The 22,785-nt window shown below is 37.7% G+C and carries 29 protein-coding genes; 3 read left to right on the top strand and 26 right to left on the bottom strand.

Features of this window, described 5'->3' with window-relative positions; genetic code table 11:
* Positions 1 to 15 precede the first annotated feature (15 nt).
* The 22 genes from CC204_RS18105 to CC204_RS18000 all read right to left on the bottom strand — a co-directional run bounded on the left by CC204_RS18105 (position 16) and on the right by CC204_RS18000 (position 18,323).
* The gene (locus tag CC204_RS18105) at positions 16 to 1,542 is read right to left on the bottom strand and encodes an acetaldehyde dehydrogenase (acetylating) (protein ID WP_088271447.1); all 1,527 of its coding nucleotides are present in this window, start codon (positions 1,540 to 1,542) and stop codon (positions 16 to 18) included.
* Positions 1,543 to 1,552: 10 nt separating this feature from the next.
* The gene (locus tag CC204_RS18100; RefSeq protein ID WP_088271446.1) at positions 1,553 to 2,092 is read right to left on the bottom strand and encodes a BMC domain-containing protein; all 540 of its coding nucleotides are present in this window, start codon (positions 2,090 to 2,092) and stop codon (positions 1,553 to 1,555) included.
* Entirely contained in the window at positions 2,089 to 2,706 is a 618-nt protein-coding gene (locus CC204_RS18095) for a cupin domain-containing protein (RefSeq protein WP_088271445.1), read from the bottom strand. The genes CC204_RS18100 and CC204_RS18095 overlap by 4 nt, the downstream gene beginning before the upstream one ends.
* A 16-nt stretch (positions 2,707 to 2,722) precedes the next feature.
* Positions 2,723 to 2,986, bottom strand: a complete 264-nt coding sequence (locus CC204_RS18090) for a EutN/CcmL family microcompartment protein (RefSeq protein ID WP_087639304.1) — start codon at positions 2,984 to 2,986, stop codon at positions 2,723 to 2,725.
* The gene (locus tag CC204_RS18085) at positions 2,980 to 3,273 is read right to left on the bottom strand and encodes a BMC domain-containing protein (RefSeq protein ID WP_087639303.1); all 294 of its coding nucleotides are present in this window, start codon (positions 3,271 to 3,273) and stop codon (positions 2,980 to 2,982) included. Before CC204_RS18085 ends, CC204_RS18090 begins: the two co-directional genes overlap by 7 nt.
* Before the next feature lie 11 nt (positions 3,274 to 3,284).
* A complete protein-coding gene (eutJ, locus tag CC204_RS18080) occupies positions 3,285 to 4,124 on the bottom strand; it encodes an ethanolamine utilization protein EutJ (protein WP_088271444.1) in 840 nt (279 codons plus the stop codon).
* Positions 4,117 to 4,665 carry a hypothetical protein gene (locus CC204_RS18075; protein ID WP_088271443.1) on the bottom strand — a complete coding sequence of 183 codons (549 nt, stop codon included), beginning with the start codon at positions 4,663 to 4,665 and terminating at the stop codon, positions 4,117 to 4,119. The genes eutJ and CC204_RS18075 overlap by 8 nt, the downstream gene beginning before the upstream one ends.
* Complete coding sequence (locus tag CC204_RS18070) at positions 4,665 to 5,807, bottom strand: 1-propanol dehydrogenase PduQ (RefSeq protein WP_227011200.1); 1,143 nt, start codon at positions 5,805 to 5,807, stop codon at positions 4,665 to 4,667. Before CC204_RS18070 ends, CC204_RS18075 begins: the two co-directional genes overlap by 1 nt.
* A gap of 20 nt (positions 5,808 to 5,827) precedes the next feature.
* Positions 5,828 to 6,268, bottom strand: a complete 441-nt coding sequence (locus tag CC204_RS18065; protein WP_088271442.1) for a EutP/PduV family microcompartment system protein — start codon at positions 6,266 to 6,268, stop codon at positions 5,828 to 5,830.
* Entirely contained in the window at positions 6,265 to 6,609 is a 345-nt protein-coding gene (locus CC204_RS18060; RefSeq protein WP_088271441.1) for a BMC domain-containing protein, read from the bottom strand. The genes CC204_RS18065 and CC204_RS18060 overlap by 4 nt, the downstream gene beginning before the upstream one ends.
* Positions 6,610 to 6,633: 24 nt before the next feature.
* The gene (gene cutD, locus CC204_RS18055) at positions 6,634 to 7,584 is read right to left on the bottom strand and encodes a choline TMA-lyase-activating enzyme (protein ID WP_088271440.1); all 951 of its coding nucleotides are present in this window, start codon (positions 7,582 to 7,584) and stop codon (positions 6,634 to 6,636) included.
* Between the two features lie 17 nt (positions 7,585 to 7,601).
* The gene (gene cutC, locus CC204_RS18050; protein WP_088271439.1) at positions 7,602 to 10,142 is read right to left on the bottom strand and encodes a choline trimethylamine-lyase; all 2,541 of its coding nucleotides are present in this window, start codon (positions 10,140 to 10,142) and stop codon (positions 7,602 to 7,604) included.
* Between the two features lie 24 nt (positions 10,143 to 10,166).
* Positions 10,167 to 11,594: an aldehyde dehydrogenase family protein gene (locus CC204_RS18045; RefSeq protein ID WP_088271438.1), complete on the bottom strand. Its 1,428-nt coding sequence runs from the start codon at positions 11,592 to 11,594 to the stop codon at positions 10,167 to 10,169.
* Complete coding sequence (locus CC204_RS18040; protein ID WP_088271437.1) at positions 11,595 to 11,918, bottom strand: BMC domain-containing protein; 324 nt, start codon at positions 11,916 to 11,918, stop codon at positions 11,595 to 11,597. It abuts the gene before it with no gap.
* 16 nt (positions 11,919 to 11,934) lie between these two features.
* On the bottom strand, positions 11,935 to 12,231 hold the full coding sequence (locus tag CC204_RS18035; protein ID WP_087639294.1) for a BMC domain-containing protein: 297 nt from the start codon (positions 12,229 to 12,231) through the stop codon (positions 11,935 to 11,937).
* Between the two features lie 384 nt (positions 12,232 to 12,615).
* Entirely contained in the window at positions 12,616 to 12,900 is a 285-nt protein-coding gene (locus CC204_RS18030; protein WP_087639293.1) for a hypothetical protein, read from the bottom strand.
* Complete coding sequence (locus tag CC204_RS18025; protein ID WP_088271436.1) at positions 12,901 to 13,911, bottom strand: DMT family transporter; 1,011 nt, start codon at positions 13,909 to 13,911, stop codon at positions 12,901 to 12,903.
* A gap of 19 nt (positions 13,912 to 13,930) precedes the next feature.
* Positions 13,931 to 14,215, bottom strand: a complete 285-nt coding sequence (locus CC204_RS18020) for a BMC domain-containing protein (RefSeq protein WP_088271435.1) — start codon at positions 14,213 to 14,215, stop codon at positions 13,931 to 13,933.
* Positions 14,216 to 14,752: 537 nt separating this feature from the next.
* Positions 14,753 to 15,613 carry a MerR family transcriptional regulator gene (locus CC204_RS18015; protein ID WP_227011199.1) on the bottom strand — a complete coding sequence of 287 codons (861 nt, stop codon included), beginning with the start codon at positions 15,611 to 15,613 and terminating at the stop codon, positions 14,753 to 14,755.
* 220 nt (positions 15,614 to 15,833) lie between these two features.
* Positions 15,834 to 16,601, bottom strand: coding sequence for an alpha/beta fold hydrolase (locus tag CC204_RS18010; protein ID WP_088271434.1), 768 nt, complete (start codon positions 16,599 to 16,601; stop codon positions 15,834 to 15,836).
* Between the two features lie 24 nt (positions 16,602 to 16,625).
* The gene (locus CC204_RS18005) at positions 16,626 to 17,549 is read right to left on the bottom strand and encodes a hypothetical protein (protein ID WP_088271433.1); all 924 of its coding nucleotides are present in this window, start codon (positions 17,547 to 17,549) and stop codon (positions 16,626 to 16,628) included.
* Positions 17,550 to 17,894: 345 nt separating this feature from the next.
* The gene (locus CC204_RS18000) at positions 17,895 to 18,323 is read right to left on the bottom strand and encodes a pyridoxamine 5'-phosphate oxidase family protein (protein ID WP_088271432.1); all 429 of its coding nucleotides are present in this window, start codon (positions 18,321 to 18,323) and stop codon (positions 17,895 to 17,897) included.
* A 577-nt stretch (positions 18,324 to 18,900) separates the two neighbouring features.
* On the opposite strand from CC204_RS18000, the gene CC204_RS17995 reads away from it, so the two are divergent.
* Positions 18,901 to 19,206 (top strand): hypothetical protein, encoded by a 306-nt coding sequence (locus CC204_RS17995; RefSeq protein ID WP_088271431.1) that lies wholly within the window; start codon positions 18,901 to 18,903, stop codon positions 19,204 to 19,206.
* A gap of 325 nt (positions 19,207 to 19,531) precedes the next feature.
* Here the strand turns inward: CC204_RS17995 and CC204_RS17990 are convergent, their stop codons facing one another.
* Positions 19,532 to 20,335, bottom strand: coding sequence for a hypothetical protein (locus tag CC204_RS17990; RefSeq protein WP_088271430.1), 804 nt, complete (start codon positions 20,333 to 20,335; stop codon positions 19,532 to 19,534).
* 193 nt (positions 20,336 to 20,528) lie between these two features.
* Between CC204_RS17990 and CC204_RS17985 the strand changes: the two genes are divergently transcribed.
* Positions 20,529 to 20,912 carry a hypothetical protein gene (locus tag CC204_RS17985; protein ID WP_088271429.1) on the top strand — a complete coding sequence of 128 codons (384 nt, stop codon included), beginning with the start codon at positions 20,529 to 20,531 and terminating at the stop codon, positions 20,910 to 20,912.
* Between the two features lie 2 nt (positions 20,913 to 20,914).
* On the top strand, positions 20,915 to 21,247 hold the full coding sequence (locus CC204_RS17980; protein WP_088271428.1) for a hypothetical protein: 333 nt from the start codon (positions 20,915 to 20,917) through the stop codon (positions 21,245 to 21,247).
* A 236-nt stretch (positions 21,248 to 21,483) separates the two neighbouring features.
* Here the strand turns inward: CC204_RS17980 and CC204_RS17975 are convergent, their stop codons facing one another.
* The 3 genes from CC204_RS17975 to CC204_RS17965 are packed head-to-tail and all read right to left on the bottom strand — an operon-like array spanning position 21,484 to position 22,748.
* A complete protein-coding gene (locus CC204_RS17975) occupies positions 21,484 to 22,245 on the bottom strand; it encodes a peptidoglycan amidohydrolase family protein (RefSeq protein WP_088271427.1) in 762 nt (253 codons plus the stop codon).
* Positions 22,232 to 22,456: a phage holin gene (locus tag CC204_RS17970; protein WP_010765148.1), complete on the bottom strand. Its 225-nt coding sequence runs from the start codon at positions 22,454 to 22,456 to the stop codon at positions 22,232 to 22,234. The genes CC204_RS17975 and CC204_RS17970 overlap by 14 nt, the downstream gene beginning before the upstream one ends.
* A gap of 4 nt (positions 22,457 to 22,460) precedes the next feature.
* Complete coding sequence (locus CC204_RS17965) at positions 22,461 to 22,748, bottom strand: hypothetical protein (RefSeq protein ID WP_088271756.1); 288 nt, start codon at positions 22,746 to 22,748, stop codon at positions 22,461 to 22,463.
* Positions 22,749 to 22,785: the final 37 nt, after the last annotated feature.

Here is a 22,785-nt window from a genome sequence, read left to right as displayed (position 1 = left end):
ATTCAGCTCATTTCTTTATTGATTCATCCCAGCTAAAACTTGGCGGACAACTTTTGCTAACGTTTCTAAATCATCATCGGCTATCTGACTTCCCTTAGCTGACGATCTTTCTGATGTTAAAGCTTGTGGAGTTTCAGCACTTTCAGTTGTTCCTTTAAAGACGAAGGTTGGGTCGTTTTCGATCAAAGTAGTGACATCTTTTAAGCCATACGCCACTTTTTTGATATTTAATAGATGCTTCGGCCCAACATTTTCTGAAACTGAACTGCCGCCGAATGTTCCACAGCCTAAAGTAAAGGATATCGGCAAGCCTGTGCTGATTCCTGTACCACCTTGACTGCCGCCAGTATTGACTAAGATTCTTGAAGCAGGTTTTGCTGCAAACTTCATCACAATATCACGGTCATTCGTATGGATACTCATGGTATGTCCAATACCATTTTGCAATAGTTCGATACTTAAATGACAGGCTTCTTCCCAGTCATTGACCACATAAAATGCCAAAACTGTTGTCAATTTCTCAAAAGATAACGGATAGCCGGCGCCTACACCGTCCTGAGCGCCAATCAAAACCTTTGTATCAGCTGGAATCGTAATTCCAGCTGCCTTAGCAATCACATCAGCAGATCGTCCGACAAATTTAGCATTCATCGCATAACCATTTTTGAATAACAGCTGACAAACCTTATCCGTTTCCTCTTTAGACATAAAATAGCCGCCTTGTGCTTTTAATTCACGAATAACTGCTTCTTTATTGACCTCCTCACAGATGATCGATTGCTCTGAGGCACAAATCGTTCCGTTATCAAAGGTTTTTGATGCCATGATTTTTGCGACAGCACTTTTTACATCAGCTGTTCGTTCAATATATGCTGGCGAATTTCCTGCGCCAACTCCTAAAGCTGGTTTACCAGAGCTGTATGCTGCTTTGACCATACCTGGACCGCCAGTGGCAATGATCAAACTTACCTCTGGGGCATGCAGTAATTCATTAGTTCCTGACATCGTTGGAATCGATGAACAGCTGATGATTCCCTCCGGTGCACCAGCCGCAACAGCCGCACGATTCAACATTTCTGCCGCTTTTTTTGTACACTCAAGCGCTGCTGGATGAGGTGAAAAAACGATTGCATTTCTTGATTTAATTGCGATCATTGCTTTAAAAATCACTGTAGATGTCGGATTGGTTGATGGAATAATTCCTAATACCAAACCCACTGGCTCAGCGACATCAAAAGTCCCTTTCGCTGGATCTTCGGCAACAATACCAATCGTCTTTTCATTTTTGATTTCTTCATAAAGTAAGGTCGATGCTGCATGATTTTTATAGGTTTTGTCTAATACTTTCCCAAAACCAGTTTCTTTAACTGCCCGCTCCGCTAAACAAGCAGCATGTTTACTTGCCGTTTCAGTCATGCTTCGTAAAATTTTATCGATTTGTTCTTCCGAGAAAGTCGCAATTTGTTCTGCAGCAATTTGACCTTTGCGGGCTAAATCACGCGCTTCTTGGATAGAACGTAAATCTTTATCAAAAGTTTCCATTCATGATCCTCTATTCATTTGTTATTAAAAAGTCAATCAACGCTGCAATCAGTTTTTCTTTACTGGTGCGGTAGATTTCTTTTTTGGCAATGCTAAAGTTAGTTTGCTCTTTCGCTAATTTTCTTAAATCAACGACTTTCATTTGCGTAAGTTCTTGTAACAGCACTTCTTTTTTATCGATTTCATCTGTTTCTATGTCATAGACTTCTTCGATGGGTTCTGTCTCAACGATTTCGATCACATCGACAGTTTCAGTGATCGGTTCTTCGATCATTTTTGTTTGGATAAACTGTTCAGGGCCAATTTCTGGACGGGCAATCACATGCGTACCAGCTAACAAACCTGAACCTAAACGCTCCACACTTGCAGCAGCTGCTTGAACAGCTGTCTCAACTGCCGCTACATCCCCTGTGATCAGCACAGTATTCAACCCACCACCAACTCTATTTTTACCTAGAAGCTGAACTTCTGATGATTTAAGCATGACATCTGCTGCTTCGATCATTGCTAGTAAGCCTCTTGTCTCGATCATTCCGATCGCTTGATTCATTCTTTACCAACACCTTTCAATTTTCCACATAATATCGTGACCTTGTTTGGTGTAGACCAGCTAATTGCTTGATTCTCTGGAATGAAAATCGTATCCCCTTTAGTTGCCGTATAGGTTGTTCCATCGATCGTTAATTGAAGTTCACCTTCAATGATGTAGTTGAATGACTCCAGCGTTTTATCATCATAAAAACAACTATCATCTATTTCCATGATTCCGCAACTGAATCGACTTTCCGCTGGTGTGATCAATTCTTGATAACGAACCCTCGAATTATCTAGATTCAAAGGTTTAAGCTTTACAGTAGAGCCCTTGACGACCTTCAACCCACTCCTATGTTTTTCATACGCAAAAGGAACATCTGAAAAACCATCGATTCCAGCATCATTTAATAATTGCCTTAATAAGGAGACCAATCCTTCTTTAGAAATCGTTTCATAAGCAGCTGGATTCGTAGTTCTTACAGAGTCTGTTTGCATTTGAAATACAATGTTGTACTCTTCTGCTAAATCTTTTGCAGAAGGTGTAATAATTGTTTGTTTTGTTACTGTCAGACACTGTTTTCCCTCTTTATACAGGGTTTCGATATCTTCTGCACAAATTAATTTTTTCATTCTGCCACACTCTCTTTTATACAGACTCACAACTTTCATCAATAATCCCGACAACAGCAGCATCGATCGGAATCAGGTCATCTTCCAGCATTCGTCTGGCAGCCGATCCTGTAGCGATAATCACGCGATCACCGATTCCAGCACCGATCACGTCACAGACTACCATCCGCTCGCCATCTCTAGAACCGCCAGTGACCTGCGCCAGCATCAACTTTAAGCCATTTAATTTTTCTGATTTGCGCGTAGCCCAAATATTGTCCATCAAAGTTGCAGTTACCATTGGCCATTCTTCTCTCTTCGTTTGATTTCTTCGATTGCAGCTGTGACCGAAGCGGTATCACCAAAAATCGCTAACAAGATCATATTCTGCGGACAACTGCCCCGAATATCTTCGATCGTTACACCGACTGCTTTTTCAGCAACATCTGTGGCACAGATCATCTCGATCAATTTTCCTTGCACTAATCCGACTGCATCTGGCGTACCTAATTCTTCCTTTGAGCCCTTTCGGCGATTTAAAATCGCTAAAGTATTTTCACCCGGTGATTTGATAATGCGGCAATCCATGACTTTCCCTCCTATTTTAATACTTGATCTGTACAACTTAAGGCAATGCCCAAAGGTGTTGCAAACATCGGATTGATTGGTTTGAACGTTGGAATGCCTGTTGTTTTTTCTATGATTGCTTCGATATTTTTAAGGCAAGCCGTACCGCCAACTAGATAAATGCCATTGACCGTAAACCCGAAAGTTTGCTGCATGATGATCGATGAAATTTTTTCGATCACTGGTTTTAGGACCGGCAATAACTCATCATGATGTTTAACCTCACGTTTATACAGCTCAGCTTCATCGAAGGAAATTTTATATGCACCAGCCAAAACTAAAGATAAATGAGTGCCGCCAGTCGCCTCGTCTGCAACTTTGACTACTTTTCCTGCTTCGATGATCGAAATACCTGTTGTTCCTCCGCCAATGTCAACAACCGCTCCGTCAGTTATTTTCAGCAATTGATTAGCTGCTGTTGGTTCATCCAGCAAGTTGGTCAGTTCAAACCCTGCACTTTGAACAACGTTTTTGATCGCCCCGCCATCTAATTCATCTGTTCCAGGAGGCAATGAAGCTGCTGCATAGACTAACTCTGTTTCCAGCTGTTGTTCTAGCTCTGCTTTTAGCTCACTGACGATTTCAACTGCGCCAATGTAATCAACCACCATGCCATCTCGAACAACATCGGCATAACGATACGCTCCTGCAACCGGCTGATACTGATCATCTAAAACTGCAAGCACAACACATGCTGTTCCTAAATCAACCCCTGTATAATAAACAGTCGATGGATGTTTTCTCGGTTTTTGGATCACTTTTTCAAAATCAGCAATAAATTGATTGGATTTCTTTAGCACTTGTTTATTCATCGGCATCCCCTACTAATTGTTTGACTAACATACTTAGTTCTTGAGCAACAGCTGTTAACGCTGATCTGTATTGCGGATTTTCAGCTAAAATTAGACAAATGAGTCCATAGATTTTCTTAAGCTTGATCAGCAACAAGCCTTGTTCACTAAAAATATGGATAGCTTCAAATTGAAAGAGTGATGATTTCACTGACATCATTGCTTCTTCCGATCCTGAAACTTCACTAGAAAAAATGGTCATAACTTTTTTTTGTAATAAGAGTAGCTTTTGCCCAAGTATCAACTGCTTTTCCTTAGCTAAAATGGCCGCTTCAAATAATTCTGCAGAAAGGATCTCTTGATAAGCGTTTAAACTAGACAGCTCCTCTTCTACTATCTTCTTTCTCGGTGAGCGTTTGTTTTTAAGGACTAATTCAATTCTGTTATCCTGCAAAAACTGCTTTGCTCCTGGTGTTAAACGCTCTGTTTCTGTCAATGTCATATGCGTAAAAGGTTCCTTGCGAAAACTGGTCCTAAGTTCACTTTCTGTAATAAAGTGCATCAATAACCACCTCTTAACAACCTCTGATAAATTGATTCTAATTCTGCTTTTTTTGGTGTTCTTGGGTTGGTCAGCGTACATTTATCTTCTAACGCTTTTTCAGCCATTTCTGGGATCGCGGCTACAAATTCTTCAGGATCGATTCCGCACTCATTGATGGTCTTGGGAATATCCATTTGCTTAAACTGACGCTGAATCCCTGTGATCATCCCATGTACTGTTGCTTTTGATGTGCCGGCTTTAAAACCTAAAAGTTCCGCTATATTTTTATACCTCAGTAACTGCGGAATTTCTTTTTCTATCTCTAGACCAGCATTGTAACTGATCACATGAGGCAATAACATCGCATTCGCTCGACCATGCGGAATATGGAAACGCCCGCCTAAAGCATGTGCTAAGCTATGACAAATGCCCAGTGACGCTTCACTGAACGCAATTCCAGCCAAGCATGAAGCATTATGGATTTTTTCGCGCAGCATACTATTTTCACCATCATTAAAAACTGAAACCAAATCATTCCAGATGATTTTCATTGCTTTTTCAGCACAAGCATCGGTAAAGTCAGTAGCATTTGTTGAAGCCAAAGCTTCCATACAATGGGTAAAAACATCGATCCCTGTATCTGCTGTGACATTTTTGGGAACACTCATCGTTAACAAGGGATCTAATATTGCATAATCAGGAAGCATCTGATCATCGACTAACGCATATTTACTTTGTACAATAGGATCAGATATCACTGCAAAAGCGGTCACTTCACTGCCAGTTCCGCTTGTCGTGGGAATGCAGATCAACTGAACTGAGGTCTCTTTTTCAGCTGTTGTGTAAATCTGTCGAATCACTTTCGCCGCATCCATTGCGGAACCGCCGCCTAAAGCGATGATTCCATCAGGTTTTGACTTGATCGCTGCAATCAGCCCTTTCGTTACGACATCAATCGTTGGATCTGGAATGATTTCCGAAAAAATACTATAGCCAATCTTTTTTTCTTTCAGCAGCTGTCCAATCGTTTCAACAGTTCCGTTTTGTTCCATAAATGGATCACAGATGATCAAGACCTGCTTTAAAGATAGTCCTTGTAGTTCTGCTAAGCTTCCTGCTCCTGTAATAATTTGGGTTGGCATTTTAAATTGATTAAACAAAAAATGGCCTCCTTTCTTACTTATTTCATATTCAAATGCTTTTCAAGTGTTAGTAAACCTTTTTCATCCGTCAAATCAACTTGAATGTGTTTTCGTTTGATCCCTATTTCTTTTAATGATCGCTCTGCTTTTAGTACTCTTTCTTCAGAATAGTCGTCAGTTTTATAAGTAATGACACCCACTAGCGGTATTCTAAAAACTTGAGCAAAATTAGGTGGATAACTTTTTTTCATACTTTGAATAGGTAACAAAAACAGTGCTTGATGAGCTTCTTGCTGCAATGCAATGATATGTTTATGCATCCAAGGACTCTCAAGATACTGACTTGGAACAATGATCGTTTTTTTGTTATACAGTAGATTAGCAACTTTCCGAATCGGCTTATCGGTTTGCTCGACCGCTTGGGCAATGATACGACTGCCGCTTCCCTTTGGACCTATGATCAACAAACGTTTATTCATGTCTTTGTGACCTGAACAACTTCATAATCCAGCCGTTCTTTTAAAATAGTCACGACAGCCCCTAAAGCTACTTCTACACTTTGAACATCGCCCGTCAACAACACTGAACCAGTAAAGCGATCAAGGAAACCGACCGTTACGTCTGCACTTTTGCCAGCGATATCGGCAGCGATGATCGCTGTCTCAAATGGAGAAATGGTTAAAATACCGATTGCTCCCGTATCTTCGACGCCTAGTGACTCATATACTTCTGTGATCGGTGAAGCAATGACATGAGCCAAGGTCACTTGCTTTCCTGGAACAGATTCTTCTATCACCCGCTGTGCATTACTTTCCAGCATCAGAACGCTTCCTTTCTCACTTTTTTAATGACGAACCACCTTCACTGGAAAATCATAGTCTTTGATCCAGCGTTCTATTTGATCCAGTTCAGGATCTGTCAATGAAGGATCGCCATCAACAGGATATTCCATACCCAGTTGTCCGTATTTATTCACCCCTAATTTGTGATAAGGCAATAAATCGATTCCATGAAAATTAGGGTACTCTTTATAAGGCAGTAAAAATTCGATGATCGCTTGAATTTCCTGTTGGCTGTCATTGATCATTTTGAGCATCGGCATCCTAATCTGTACAGCATGCCCCAGTTCTAAAACTTCTTTTAAATTTGCCAAAATTTTTTCATTACTGATTCCAGTCAATTCATTGTGTCGGACAGGATCCATATGTTTTAGATCGAACAAGAACAGATCTACATATTCAGCGATTTTGAGCAAGCGTTCCATTCTTGAATGCCCGCAAGTTTCAATTGCTGTATTGATCCCATCCGCTTTACAAGCTTGTAATAACGCAAGCGCTGCTTCTGGCTGAGCCGTACATTCACCGCCGCTAAGTGTCACACCGCCACCGGATTGTTCATAGAATTCATCATCTTCATGAATGATTTCCATAACTTCTGAAATCGATTTTATTTCACCTGTAATGTTCAAGGCAGCCATTGGACAAACATCTGAACAAGCACGACAGCCTGTACAGGCGATGTCACGATTTACTTGATGATCGCCATTTTCATCCATATAATGAATGCCCACAGGACACACATCGACGCATGCTCGACAGTCACTACAAACACTTTCTTTATACATTACTTCAAACTTGCGCTCCAAACCTTCCGGATTCGCACACCACTGACAACGTAGCGGACAGCCCTTGAAAAATACGATTGTTCTAATACCAGGACCATCATATAAGCTATATTTTTGTACATTAAAAATCATGACCTGTCTTTCAATTGTTTCCGTGCTTGGGCTATTCATTTTTTCATCCTCCAGAGTTAAAACTTGGTCAACATTGTCCGGCTGATGATCTCATCCTGCACATCCTGACATAGCTCAACGAAAAAGGCACTGTAGCCTGCTACTCGAACGATCAAATCACGGTATTCTTCCGGATGCTTTTGTGCTTCCAACAATGTTTCATTATCTAAATAGTTAAACTGCATTTCGCCATTTCCCAGAACACTGGCAGTCTTCAATAACGTGATCAGACTTTCTTCCCCTTCAGGTGTACTTAACAAGCCTGACATAATCTTGAAGTTGTGGACCATGCCCATATTCATCGTATCGTTCGCCATTTTTGAGATCGATTTGATGATCGCTGTCGGTCCTTTAAAATCGGCTCCTTGCGTCGGGCTGATTCCATCTGATAATGGAATCCACGCTTTACGTCCATTAGCAGAAGCACCAGTCATTTGCCCTAATGGAGTATTATTTGAGATCGATAATGTTCCATGACACAATTCTGAATACAAGGTTTTGTATTGTCTGTGTTCTTTTTCTGTAAAATGAATCAAATCTGCTGCGATCAAATCAGCATAATCATCATCATTGCCATATTTAGGTGTATTTAAGCAGTCTGTACGAATTTGTTCATAGCCGACAAAATCAGCTTTCAAGGCACGATTCAATTCTTCTAACGAATATTTTTTCTCATCGAAAACCAGTTTTTTGATGGCAGCCATTGAATCAGCATAGGTTGCTAAGCCTGACCAGACAACTCCCGGGCCAAAGTTATACATTGCTCCGCCGCTTGAAACATCTTTTCCACTTTCCATACAGCCTTCATACATCAATGACATCAACGGTTTCGGTGCTAAATCACGATGTACTCGTTGCGTGATGACGGTTGCTACCGATGACCATTTCGTGATGTATTTGATTTGCTCTTTAACTGCATCTTCAAACTGTTCAAATGTTTTGAAATTCGCTAAGTCGCCTGTATCAAGACAAACTTTTTTACCATACCATAGTGGCACACCTTTATTAAGCACTAGCTCAATACAAATCGGCCATTGTGTATAGGCAGTCGACGTCCATTGATATAAACGTCCAGATTTTTGCGGCTCAACACAGCCCATCAAACAATAATCGCGGGCATCTTCGATCGACACACCTTTAGCCAGCATCATCTTGATATGCGTATCATCAAAGTGACAAGCCGGGAAACCGATCCCTGCTCGAACAACATCAACGATTTTTTTCAAATATTCTCTCGGTGAACGATTATGGATTCGGCAAGCCAAGGATGGCTGATAAACTTTGACATGGCGGACAGCATCCATCAATAAATAGGTCAAATCATTCGTCGCATCATGTCCTTCACGTGTCACTCCGCCGACACACATATTGACAAATGGTTGATACCCAGCAAAGAATTTAGAACCGCCTTCGCTTGTGATCCACATCATTTCAGACATCTTGATCAGCATACAGCCAGCTAATTCAAAAGCCTCAAATTCATTCATTTTGCCCGTCGCTAAGTCATTTTGGAAAAATGGGTACATATACTGATCCACACGGCCGATCGACATCCCTGTTTGATTTTCTTCAACGACTAATAATGATTCGATCGTCCAAACAGCTTGGATCGCTTCCCAGAAGGTTTCTGGTTTATGCGCAGGAACCTTTGCATTGACCTCAGAAATCTTTTGAAGCTCTGCTTTACGTTTAGGATCCGTTTCTCTTTGCGCCAACTGTGCAGCGTACTCCGACATTCTGCGTGCATAGATCATGACACCTTCTGCTGTATCAATGATGGATTTATAAAAATAAATTTTTTCGATATCTTCCGGGTTTTCATAATCCATTTTTTCAAGCTGCTCTTGCGCTTCCTTTTGAATGTCCAGCATCCCTTTTTTCATCAAGATCACGTCATAACCTGGATTTGAATCACCACCGCCATTTAATTGATGGTAGGAACAATCAGAGACAAAAGACTCTCCTGATAGTTCCCAAACGCCTGCTTCACGAAACTGATCTTCGCAATATTCGTCGATGGATTTTCCTTTCCAAAATGGAAATAGTTCTTCTCTCATGATTTTCTTGTCTTCATCAGAAATGAAGAATGGATCTTGCGGACGGTTGGAAATCGTTTCGATTTCTTCTTCCATCCAACGCCATGCGATATCTGGTGAAAAAGAACCCGCACGAGGAGCACCATTAGGAGCACCAACGATCAGCTCATTATCTTGAATTACTAAAGGTGCTGTTTCACAGCAGCGTTTGAATGATTTTGCTCTTAAAATATTCTTAGGCATTCCCGGATTTTCTTTCGCAATTTCTGTGATCACTCTCGCTCTATGAGTGGTGATCGTCGGCACTTGTTTTAAGTAGTTTTCTTTTAGTGCCTCTAAACGAGGAGTGATTCCTGCTGGAATCGTCGTTTGACCAGCAGCTGCAAATCCACCGCTCGTTGAGCCTGGAGTATTTAAGTCGTCTGAAACAGTCGCAAACATTTTCATCAGTGCCGTTTGTTCTTCCGGACTTAATTCTTTGGTTGCTTCAGCTAGTTTTGCTGAAAACTCTTTGATATCCATTTTATTCCCTCACTTTACGCCATTTTATTTTTCCAATATTTTCTTTAACACTTTTTCTAATAGTTCTTTATCAATAGTTTCTGAGGCTACCATAGGCACATCGATCTGTGTCGGATAGCTGATTTGTCGTTTATAGGTTAGATCAGCTGCTGTGATATTTTTAGCACTGATTCCTCGCCCTGTCGTAAACCCACCTAAGATAACCGATAACGGTAAGTTAGAGTTCAGCCCAAGACTGGCAAATCCTGCTGGTGCATTGACAATCATTCTTCCCACTGGTTTTTTTAAAGCAAATTCATTTAGAATTGTCGTATTTTGGGAATGAATCGCTAAAGAGTGACCATGATTTTTCTCTTTCAATAGACGAATTGATTTTTCACAAGCATGGATCCAATCTGGTTCCAAATAAAAAGCTAACACCGGGCATTTCATTTCATTAGTAAACGGGTCTTCTTCATGAAGGTATTGTTGTTCCGAAACTAACACTTTGATTTGTGATCCAACGGAGAAGCCAGCCTGTTGTGCTAACCAAAATGCACTTTTACCAATGCACTTTGGATTGATCTGATTCTCTTTTGGCTGAAGTAGATGTAAAAGTTTAAGCTCTTCTTCCTTAGATAAAAAATGAGCCCCAGACTGTTTCATCATCGTTTTTACTTCTGAAGCGATCACACTTTCTGCAATCAAATATTGTTCTGCGCCAGGTAATAACCCACCATCAAAAGAGCGACTTTGAATGATTGCATCTACGGCCGATTTAATCGATGCCGAGCGTTCGATAAAAACAGGTGTCGCGCCTGAACTGCCATAAATAATTGGTTTTTGGTTGGTGGTCGCGTTTGTATATTTTGAATTTCCGATAACCAAAATCATCGCAGTATCTTGATGGTTCAACACTTCTTGTACACTATTTTCCGTCACTTGCTCTAAGCAAGCTAAACAGCCTTTTGGTAAACCGTTTGATTCGCAAAGTTGCTTCACTTTTTTGACGATTTGATACGTTGTCTTACATGCATTCGGATGAGGAATCACCACTAGTGCATTCCCTGATTTAATACCGATAATCAAGCTATATAATGTATTCAATACAATATTTTCGTTTGATAAAATGACAGGTATCACACCGACTGGTACACCCACTTGTAAAATATTCCCCGCAGAATCTTTCGCAAGCGCTCCAATACATTGTTGCCTTGGCAACTCTTCCGCCAACGCTTCTAGAAATTGATTGACCAAAGCTTCTGTATCTTTTGAATTACCTAACTTCGTTTCATTCATTTCAGATGTAACGAATCCACTAATTTCAGGTTTTATTTGCTCCAGTAGCTGTTTGAGGATTTGATCAAAATGCTTTTGTCCGTAATCTTTGATCAAATAATGTGCATCTCTGGCTGTTTCTACTAAAATCCGCGCTTCTTGTATCGATAACAGATCTTTATCTATTTGCTGCATCTAAACTGCATCTCCCTCCTCTTCAGATAAAAGGCTATTTAACTGATAACGGTTGATAATTTTATTCAAATCGATATGCGGACCAGCGATCACAACTGAGCTATAGACCTCCGCACCTAAATTTTCAACTGCTTTGATCCCTGCATCAACAGCAGATTGGCAAGCAGCTACATCTCCTTGCACAATGACTGAAATATACCCGGACGCGACATTTTCATATCCAACTAATTCAACATCTGCCGCTTTACACATCGCATCACACGCTTCTAAGACAAACACTAAGCCAAATGTCTCAATGGCTCCAATCGCTTCAAAGGTTTTCATTTGTTTCCCCCTCTATCTACACATCTATTGCATGGACAGAAACAATGTCCCCAACAGACGGAATCGGTCTTGGCATCACATTTTGCGCAGTCAAAGTGCCGATCGCTTCAGCTGCTCGAGCACCTGCTGAAACCGAAGCTTCAACAGCAGCAACATCCCCCTTGACCATGATCGTAACTAAAGTAGAACCAATATTTTCATATGAAACCAGCTCAACATCTGCTGCCTTCAACATCTCATCACACGCTTTCAACGCCGGAACCAGACCAACAGTCTCAATAAGCCCCAACGCCTCCTCACCACGATAAACCAATACAATCCCCCATTTCTGAAATAAAAGCTGAATGGGCTCGTTCAGCTCTGACTGAAAAATAGGAAAATTTGATTGTGACTCTCTCTGTCACAAACCAATTTTGTCTTTTTTCCGAAGAGCTAGCCCATGAAGCTAGATAAACTAAAGGTTAAGTAGGCTCGTTCAGCTCTGACTGAAAAATAGGAAAATTTGATTGTGACTCTCTTTGTCACAAACCAATTTTGTCTTTTTTCCGAAGAGCTAGCCCATGAAGCTGAACAATCAAAGAGCCAAGTTGACTCAATAAATTTGAAAGAAAAATAGTAAATCATGACTGAGACATCTTTGGCTCATTCACAATTCATATTCTCTCGGAGAAATTTCTCTACATAACAAATCAAATCACTACATCACTCGATATACTTTATCTACATATTTCTCAACTGTCGTTCGACCTTCCTCTGTGATCGTATACGACATAATCAATTCTTCTTGATCATCTAAACAATAATTCGTCAATTCAACTAAACCATTTGCTTCTAACGCCATCAAATGCTCTAAATACAATTTCTCATTAAACTGCTTCTCATGCCCATACTGAGGTTTCAATTCCTCCATGATCTTCTTCACATCTAACTCTCTTTGATCATACATTTGATTCAATACAGCTGTCCGACTAGGTAAAAGCATCTATGCTTCCCCCTTTCTGAAGAAGTCCAACGGATTCATCGTCACTAAAATCGCACCGATGACGATCACGATCGAACCAATCACCATGGTTGGTGTAACTGTTTGACCTAAGAAAATCACACTGAAGATGACACCCCAAAATGCATACGTTACATTCAGCGACATTCCGACAGCTGTCCCCACCATCGCGTTGGCTTTGTACCAAGTTAAGAAAGAAATTCCTGCGCTTAGTCCAGATAGTAGTAACCACATCACTGGTGTTCCAGCTGCTAACGTTTTAAATAATAAGCCCACACCACCAACAAATGGTAAAACCAAAATCATTACGAACAAGCCAGAAACTAATTCACGTAAATTGACTGCTACATCTGTATCGATCATCGCACCGCCGAAACTTGAAAAGACCCCTTCTAAGCCCCACGAAACAGCTGCAATCAACGCACAGATAATTCCTAAAGTGAAATTCGGTGCGCCTTCTGGTTTGACCAGATTGATCACGATCGCACCCATCACACAAACCACCATGCCCAAAATAATTCTGGCTGTCGGCTTCTGTTTTAAGAAAATCCATGAGAACAATGCACCGAACAAACTACAGGTAGCTGAAATTGGGATCGCATAAGCGCCAGCCATTGCTAGACCAACAAGATAAGCCCCATTTGCGATCGGACCGCCTAATAAGAACCCGATCACAAGCATTTTCCCTGGCTTGGTTTTTACCATGCGGATGATTTCCTTTAATCGTCCATGCTTTGCGTTATAAAATAAAAGAAAAATTCCAGCAAAAAAATCATTTAAACCTGAACAAACAAATGGTGCAGCTAAAAATCCCGCAGCACTGATCAGCGGATCATACCCACTGGCAACCACAACTAAAGTAGAATAAATTCCGTAAGTAATTCCAGAAACTAGTCCATTCGTAATTCCCTTAACTTGAAATCCTTTGCTGACCTCTTTCATTTTTAGGTCCGCATTTGTACTTGTACTCAGAATACTTTTTTCACTATTCATTGACGTTTCCCCTAACTATTTATTTGGCTTTATTTACTGGCAAAATATTTTCCACTTCACCATGTGGGCGTGGAATCACATGAACGGATAAAAGCTCTCCTACACGTTCAGCAGCACTTGCCCCCGCATCAGTCGCTGCTTTAACTGCACCCACATCTCCGCGCACCATTACTGTAACGATTCCGCCGCCAACAAATTCTTTCCCGATCAAAGAAACATTTGCTGCTTTAACCATCGCATCTGCTGCCTCGATCGACCCAATCAATCCTTTTGTTTCTACCATTCCTAATGCATCGTATTTCATAGTTGCTTCCTCCTAAAATAGTTACCGTAAAACGGTTTCATTTCTTGCTACCACTCACTTTACAGTCTTACCTTAAGGGAGCAGTCAAGAAGATTTTTTTTCTGAAACACATCTTTCACTCGGTAATACAGCTTCCCTTTCTCAATTATTCCTCATAATTGAGAATCAACACCTGTTATAGTACGGAAAATATAATAGAACTCGTGTTTTATAACAATTGGATAATTAGATTGATTTTACTTGTCGAAAAAGAAACATCCTTTTTCGCTGATACAGAACTTGTTGTTTTTTTCACAAGAAAGATTTGTGGGTAAACTATCCTTGCTCACATTTTCACTTTAGGCATGTAATCACAAAATAAAAATAACACTATTATAAATAAAATCATTTACGCAACGGACACTATCGTTTTTTTTATAACAAAACAAAAAGGTTCCCCTTAAGGGGAATCTTTAAATAAATCTCTCTTTTCTAATCAAAATCGACTTGTGCGAATCCAGCTGATCGTAGAATTCATACAAGTCGATTTAAAAAGTTTTATTTTTTATTTTTTTCTGCTGGAATCAACAGTTCGATCACAAAATTATCAACATTCATAGTAGACCAATAATCGATCACATAACGTTCATATACCTCATCTGAGCATTGATAATCATGTTCCTTTGCCCATAACAACATCTTTTTATATTGCTGACAAATATCAGCCGGGTCACCTAAATAATAGCTGGATAAAAACATCTGACCACCAAAAAAAGTCGTCGGCATCTCACTATTTGCAATACTAACAGGTTTTTGCATCACATTCATTTTACGGGACTTACAGGCCATCTTCTCCTCACAGTTCTCGAAATGAAGAATCACTGGACCCGTGATTTCACAATCCTGCTCCTCTAAATAATTGACCCAAGGAATATTGATCACCGCATCCATATAGTTATAACAAAAATCCTGCTCCATAAAGACATAGCTTTCACGATCCAAATATTTCACATTGACATTTTGCAGCTGATTTTCAATTGCAATCGATCCTTCTCTCAACAAACCGATCCAGTCTGAGACAGCTGTATAACTATTACGAATACGTTGTTCTTCTCGTTTTAACTCAGACAGCTTCGTTAGAAAATTCGTCTCTTGATAAAAATAGTCTCCAGTGTTCTGCACATTACCCATTTCCTGTAGCTTAAAGCCCATCTGCTTGTAATACTTGATGACAGGAATCAAATTCATGGTCTTCTCCGTATAATAACGATAACCATTTTCCAAACTAACATGATCTGGTGTCAATAAGCCTAATTGTTCATAGAAACGCAATGTTTTGCGGGAAACATTACAAATCTTTGCTACCTCACCAATCGAGTACATTTGATTTACATTCGTACAGTTTTCCATTTTATTCATTTGCTTATCTCCAATAAACGCAACCCCTTACATTATTCATAATACGTGAAAGTTTGTCAAGAGTGTTTCTAAGAAATGAACCTCATTTTCTATTATTGACGTATATTTTCAATGAATTAAAACAAGCTATTTTAAAAAGTGCGGAACAAAAAGAATGATCGATTTTGTTCCACACACTAAATCTGAATAAGCTGCTTCTTGCTACTCAGAGCAAAATGCTTTAGTCTCTGTCTATTAAATTCTCCTCAAACCATTCCGCCACAACATCCATCATTTCACCTTTCACTAGATGTCCTTCCCCTTCTCCAGTCAGAAAACGGCTGTTTTGAGCATACGTTTCATCTGAGATCTGTTGATAAAAATCTGCCATGTCCTCATAGGGAATTTTAGGATCTTTCGTTCCATGCCAGAATAAGACAGGACGTTCAGCTATCTTTTCAGGTGCTTTTGATAGATCATAATGCGTGACCCAACTTTGCAGCAATGGTAAATCCTTAGGTACAAAATAGTCCATTTCAGCTGCTCGCTCCATTACTCGTTCAATATAGCGCATTGGGGCTGGTGTTCCCATCATACAGGCTGCCGTATTGATTTCTGGATGTTGAGTCAGTAAAGCACATGTCGTGATCCCGCCCATCGAAACACCGCCCACACCTATTTTCTTATTTTTGATCAGCTCAAGCTTTTCAAAATGACGGATCAGCTGCGAAAATTCTATGATATTGTATTGGATACTTGACCAAAATGTCACAGAAGGAATCGGTGATACTGGACCAGTTTTACGTTCCCCATGATTCATAGCATCCGGTAAAATCACCCGAATCCCTTTTCTCGCTAATTTTCGTGCTTGAGTCAATGATAATTCCTTAGCAGACTGCCAGCCATGATAATAGATGACTAGAGGTAAAGCTTTGTTTTTTTCTTCTTCTGCAACAACTTCCAGTACAGGAATTTTTTTGATATAGCGATGTCGAATACTGATTTTCACTCTTATCTCTCCTTCATAGTTGATTCACCGAAACTGCTTTTTCCGCAGCCTGCGTCTTCTTCTTCTTTTTAGGATAACTCTTAAACGCAATAATATCAAAATTGCTGCCAATAGTCCTAATAGCCATTTTAACGTCAATAAAGCTAATGCCAATAGTTTATTGCCACGTGAAGGCTTTTGATAGCTATCTGCTATCTCCTGTAATTTTTTTTGCGAAATTGGATAGGTCGTCTGTCCTTCCTCTAAAATATCAAGAGCATTCGCATAATTCCCCAAACCATCGCTAGCTCTCAGATACATCGTACCTGGCTGACCGTTTCGGTTTAGGTCGATTGTAAATCTTCCATCATTTTCTACAGTGACTTCTTGATAATGATACTCTTCATGATCTGTATAAAACAGCTCTACTTGATAGGTGCTTTTAGAAGCAAACATTTTTAGCTCTCCAGATAGCTTTGCTTTTTCTTTATCAAAATCGATGCTGGAAAAAAAAGCCGTTGGCTGATCGCTACTCACCATATAGGGAACATTTTTATAATGATAGACGTCATCCGTCTCAGAAATAATATATAGATCTGTGGTAAAAATACCTAGTTTATCCGTTCTAACTGGATTTTTTTCATAGTAGATTTGTTTGATCTTGAGCTTATCTCTATAATAGATCGTCTCTACAAATCCAACATAAACATTGGCTGGACTGTTTAGTACAAAATTTGCAAAGTATTGATGTGGCCTTTTTTTAAATGGAAATGTTAAATATGTCTCTCCTTTTTCCTTTTTGATTTTTGTTGTCTTGCCATTAAGTACTTGTTTTCGCATATATTTCCTCGACAGCTCATTCGACGAATCAAAGCTACTCTCAACAGAAGAATCCATTATATCTTCTGCACAAGAGATGCTAGGAAAAAAAAGCACCCATAAACTAATCATAACAATCAATTTTTTCATCGAAACTCCTCCAACACCTTTATACCTACCCTTTGAGTTAAACATTCATTTAATGGCGTTTTTACATTGGTCATTAAATAACAATTGTCCTCCTAATTAGAGTATAAAGAATTTACAGCGTAAAGCAATGGATATTTAATATTTTTAGAGTAAATATAGGAAAATAAGAAACATTTTAAATACATATTAAATACTTAAACTTCAGCTAATTTAGTTGAAGGCAATAAAAAATGCACGAAACCTCTTCTTAGAGATTTCATGCATACTTTAGCTATTTTCACTTTGTAAGTAACTTTCACAAAATCAAAAACGGTAATCTACACCTCCTTTTGATTTAGTTTATCTTTAATGATCCTCAAAATCATCCACATCTTTCCAAAAGGTTTTCGTTTGAGAATGAACCTTCACAGTATAGACTTCAAAAGAAAGAACAACCGGATTCTCATGATTCAACTCTTTCTGATAGCTATTCAAACGATCTTTGAGCAGTTTGAATTCTTCAATGTCTTCAACGCTGAAAATTCCTTTTAACAAAACACTTTCATGCCTAGCTTCATCATAGCAGCAAACATTCCCTTTTTTATTATGCCGAATATTTTCCACTGTTTGACCATTACCATTTACGTAAAATTTAAGATTGTAAAAACTCGCTCTAATGATGGGTTTTGACACTACGATCGTATTTGGAAATCCGTTCCGATCATTTGTAGACAGCAAAAATGAGTCACACGTTGCCAATAATTCTTTTGCATGTTCGATTATTTGTTTATCCATATGCTTCACCTTTACATTCTTTTCTAAAAATATAACACGAAATAGCAAATAGAAATAATGATATGATGAAGAATGGAGGAAATTTATAGTTATTTAGATTTTTTTCTCAGAAATACGATTATTCCATTACGTTGTCTAATAAAGTAAATCACACAGAATTGTATAAATACTTTTAGCTAATTTTTACTGCAATCTACTAATAATTCCATCTTGTAACTCTTGCTTCGTTTTAATATCTTAATAACAAATTTTGTATCTAACCAGATCTCCTACTTTTTATATATTGTCGTTATGATATAATTTATTTATTACTATATACATGAGGTATTCCATTTTGGGTATTGTTATACTATTTTTTGCTATCGTTATCTATCCTGTTGCCTTTTTTGTTATCCATTGAGATATAAAGTTTTAGTGTTTATTATGGTATCAATTATTGGTTTGTTATTAGGTATCTTGGTTGGCAATCACTATATCATGAATTTTTTGGCGATTTCAATTTTTGATAATTTTATTTATCCTCTACCTCTTATTAGCTCTGTTCTAGTGATACAATTATCCACAAGGAGTGATTTATTTGAAGAAGTTTATCAGCCGTTTAATATCTCGACATTTATTTTCTTATCTAATTATTTTTAGTGTCTATTTCTATTCGATCAATACATTTGACAATATCCCATCCTTTGTAGTAAATGTATTTTTATTTTTTACTTTTGTCTTTGTACTAGAAAACAATTATCAACAATACATTGAAGATAAGAAGAAAGATAAGAAACAACAAACTTTTAGAGAGTTTATACATAATGTTGATTGGCCTATTGTCATTGGTGTATCAGTTTTATGCATTATGATATATGTAGTACTTGTGATTTTTGTTCTTTAAATGCTACCTAATCACTTCCTATAGTTCTTCGTATTTTACTAAGAAGTATTTATAAAGAAATACTTCAAAAATAGTTTCAAACAAATAAAAAACGCTCAATCCCTTGTCTGACAAAGGATTGAGCGCAAAATTTAAAACCTTATTTTGTTTCACGGTGTAAATTCCCAAATAGGTGCTACTTAGGGAAAACGAGGTATATCAAGGTTCTAAGACAATAAATAGTATAGCAATTTTTACAAAAATGGTTCTATGAAATCCCTCAACGGATTCAGAACTACATCAAAAACTACATCAAATCTTGGGTAAGCAATTGAGATAAACAAGTCTACTCTCCTCTAAGAATAAGTGAATCAGTAGTCTCTTCTATTCTTTCTGCAAAATTTAAATCGAATGAACGCTGTTTCATTTCTACTTCTTTGTTGGATCCAGTAATCAATTTAATCCTTGTACTAATCTTTCCAGAATCTGCTCGCTGTCCATCATCTTCCCTTATATAATAAACTCTGTACAATGAATCATTAATACCTCTTTCCTCAAGTCGTTCAATACATTTCTGGATACTAGATTTCATCTTATTACCATCAATGGTGTATTCTAATGTTTCTTTTGGCTCAAGCCATATTTCAGAAGAACGATCTATTTTTGAGTCTATAACTTTTTTTGAGTAGAATGTTTCTAATATTTCACTCTCATCAAAAACACTTATTGATATACTTTTAATTGAATCTCTTACATTTCCAGTATTACTTATAATTATTGGAATTCCTTCAAATACACTTTTACCAGTCTCAAAATTCATATGATAAGAATATATTTGATCCCTATTTCCTAGTCGGTCTTCAACAAACTGATCATTTTCTTTATTATCAGTATTTATTTGTGAAAAATTCTGAATTTCAAACTCTGTTTTTGAATTTAAAAAATTAGCTATTGAAACAATAACTGTAATGACAGAAATTAGGATTGTTAGAAAAGAAAATAGTGATTTCTGTATAATGCTAAAGAAGATATCAATTTTTTCAAGTTCATCTTTATTTTTCTCCATAATTTTATCATAAATGTAGTAAGACACATAAAAACCAGAAAAAAGTATAATTAATAAAAACGATATACTTAAATTATCATTCATGACATCCCCACCCTAAAAAATAATATATTATTTTATGTATAAACAATTTTACCACAAAATTTGAATTGGTAAATATGTATGATTTAATATCCAGTCATATTATCGAATAAATAAAAACGATTATGATAGTTTTTGTATGATTGCAAATTTATGTGACATGTGTATATAATGAGTTTGATAAGGAGGGAGGAATTTGAAAACTATCATTAATAATATTAATGACTATATCGATTTTTCTCTAAATATAATTACAATTGCTACATTTTTTATCGCCATTAATGTAAACAAGAAAATAAACAATGCTGTTGATAGAGAAAAATTGGCATCATCAAAAGACGAAATACTTGGAACACTCAACGCTTATATTCGTAAGATGGAATCAAAAGAAAATTGTAATACTACACTAATTAATGAGTTGAAATTTTTTTTGCAGGATATAACTGAAACATACCCCATGTTAAACTCTTACACAATTAAGTATTTCATTTCACGTCTTAATAGAACCACTAATTATAATTTTTTTAAAATAAGAAAGACTTTACTGAAATTTAGAAAAACAATAGAAAGGAATACATAAATATGGCACAAGATGAGGTATTAGAAATACTCCTACAGGCGACCAGTGATAGATCAGTTGAGTGGCAATCAATCAAAAATATAAACATTGATATCACAAAATCACAGTTTTACAATAGTCAACATCGAAATCTCGATGAAACTGTTTATTGTATTTTCAATGATCAAACATATGTCTTAGTTTGTTACCAATTGTTTGACTTTATTAGAAAGTCGATAGTATCACAATTTTCATTATTAGATTTACATTCTAATGGTGACGAAGAGCTTATTTCTGACAATCAAATGAAACTAAACGAATTGAAATCACTAATATTTTTGAATAGTATAACCTAATGCTTTTTACTTTTACGAATAGCTTTTTCTTTCTTTTCTTGCAAAATTATTTTATACAGCATCCTTACAATAATTATAAACGTAAATATCTTACAAATTTTCGCAAAAAAATCGATAATAAGAAATATCATCATGAAGACCCCTCCTTCTTTTTATATGATAATGAAAGAATCTATAGTGAACCTATCATATTACTCCCAAAAAATAACCCTAGATTATTCTAGGGTTATTTTAGTTTAATTAAAGAAGCCTCTTCCCCATGTCGTATTAATCTGACCATCATCTGGACCAACTGCAACATAACGACGTTTTCCTGAAGCTCCAATATAACTAATCCAAGCGTACCCATTAGACATAACATAGCTGTCATATCTGATTGCAGTTCCCTTAGTGTAATAATCCAATGCCGGGCTTTTTACATCATCCGGATTCGTATCTGCACTGACAGCAAGCTTTCTATCAGGATAAAATGTTCCGGACATCTGTATACGCTTGTTAGGGTCTTGTGGTACTGGATCAATAGGTTTTGGAGTACTCGGTTTAGGATTAGTACCACCATTACTTTTTCCAGTATAGCGGTAGATAGTGATTTCAGGTTGTCCATTATACATCCAAATATAGTCATGATCATTGATAGATATCCCATCAAAGCCAAAATTACAATGGATGATGTTGTCGTTGTCATCAATAAAAATACCTGTATGACCAGCTGCTCCTAATGTAAAACCTCGTTTACCCCAAATAAAGATATCACCTTTCTTAGCCGGATAATTACCATTAATTGGTTTTACTTGCTCCCATCCACTATTTTCTAGGTCGTTAAACAAGGTTTCTGTATTCCCCATACTTCCGGCTTTCAAAAATCCACCAGCAATCAAAGCGTTATAAACAGCACTAGAACAATCATAGCTACTAGGTCCTAAACGATTAGTCATGCTATATCGAACTACGCCTAAACGCTGTCTCATCCAATCAAGCATCGCATTAATGTTGGCCATCATCATCATCTCCATTTTTATTGTACTGCGCTGTGCTATAAAGCATCACAGAACCTAAGAAAGTTGTGACTGCCGCTATCGTTGTTACTGCTAAATCAGTACCATCCCAATTATAGGCTTTGCCTAGAGAACCAACTAATACACCACAAGCTGGCAAAACTACGGATACAAACCATTTAATAACGTTGTATGTTTCATTTGAGAATTTCATTAATTCATCTCTCCTTTACAAATAATGTTTTAATTTGTTGACCATGCTCCGCTAATTTCAATTCATGAGAATCAAGGCGCTCATCTTGCCGTTTTAGTTGTTCATGAATCTCTTTTCGATCTTCCTTACTTGCTTCTAAATCTTTAGATAATAGATTTAAAGTTAGATTTAATTCAGTGATAGTCTTGTTCAATTCTTTTGAACTATTAAGTACTGGCTTTGCGAAAAAGGCTATTAAACCAGCAATGGACATTATAGCACCAGCCAATAGCCCCAACTCTTCAATTGTCATTCGTTCACCTTCTCTCGAAAAAAAGAAGTCCATGAAA

The sequence above is a fragment of the Enterococcus wangshanyuanii genome, assembly GCF_002197645.1.
GTDB classification, from domain to species: domain Bacteria; phylum Bacillota; class Bacilli; order Lactobacillales; family Enterococcaceae; genus Enterococcus_L; species Enterococcus_L wangshanyuanii.
Note: the sequence above shows the minus strand (reverse complement) of the source record. Positions and strands in the feature narration are given on the sequence as shown.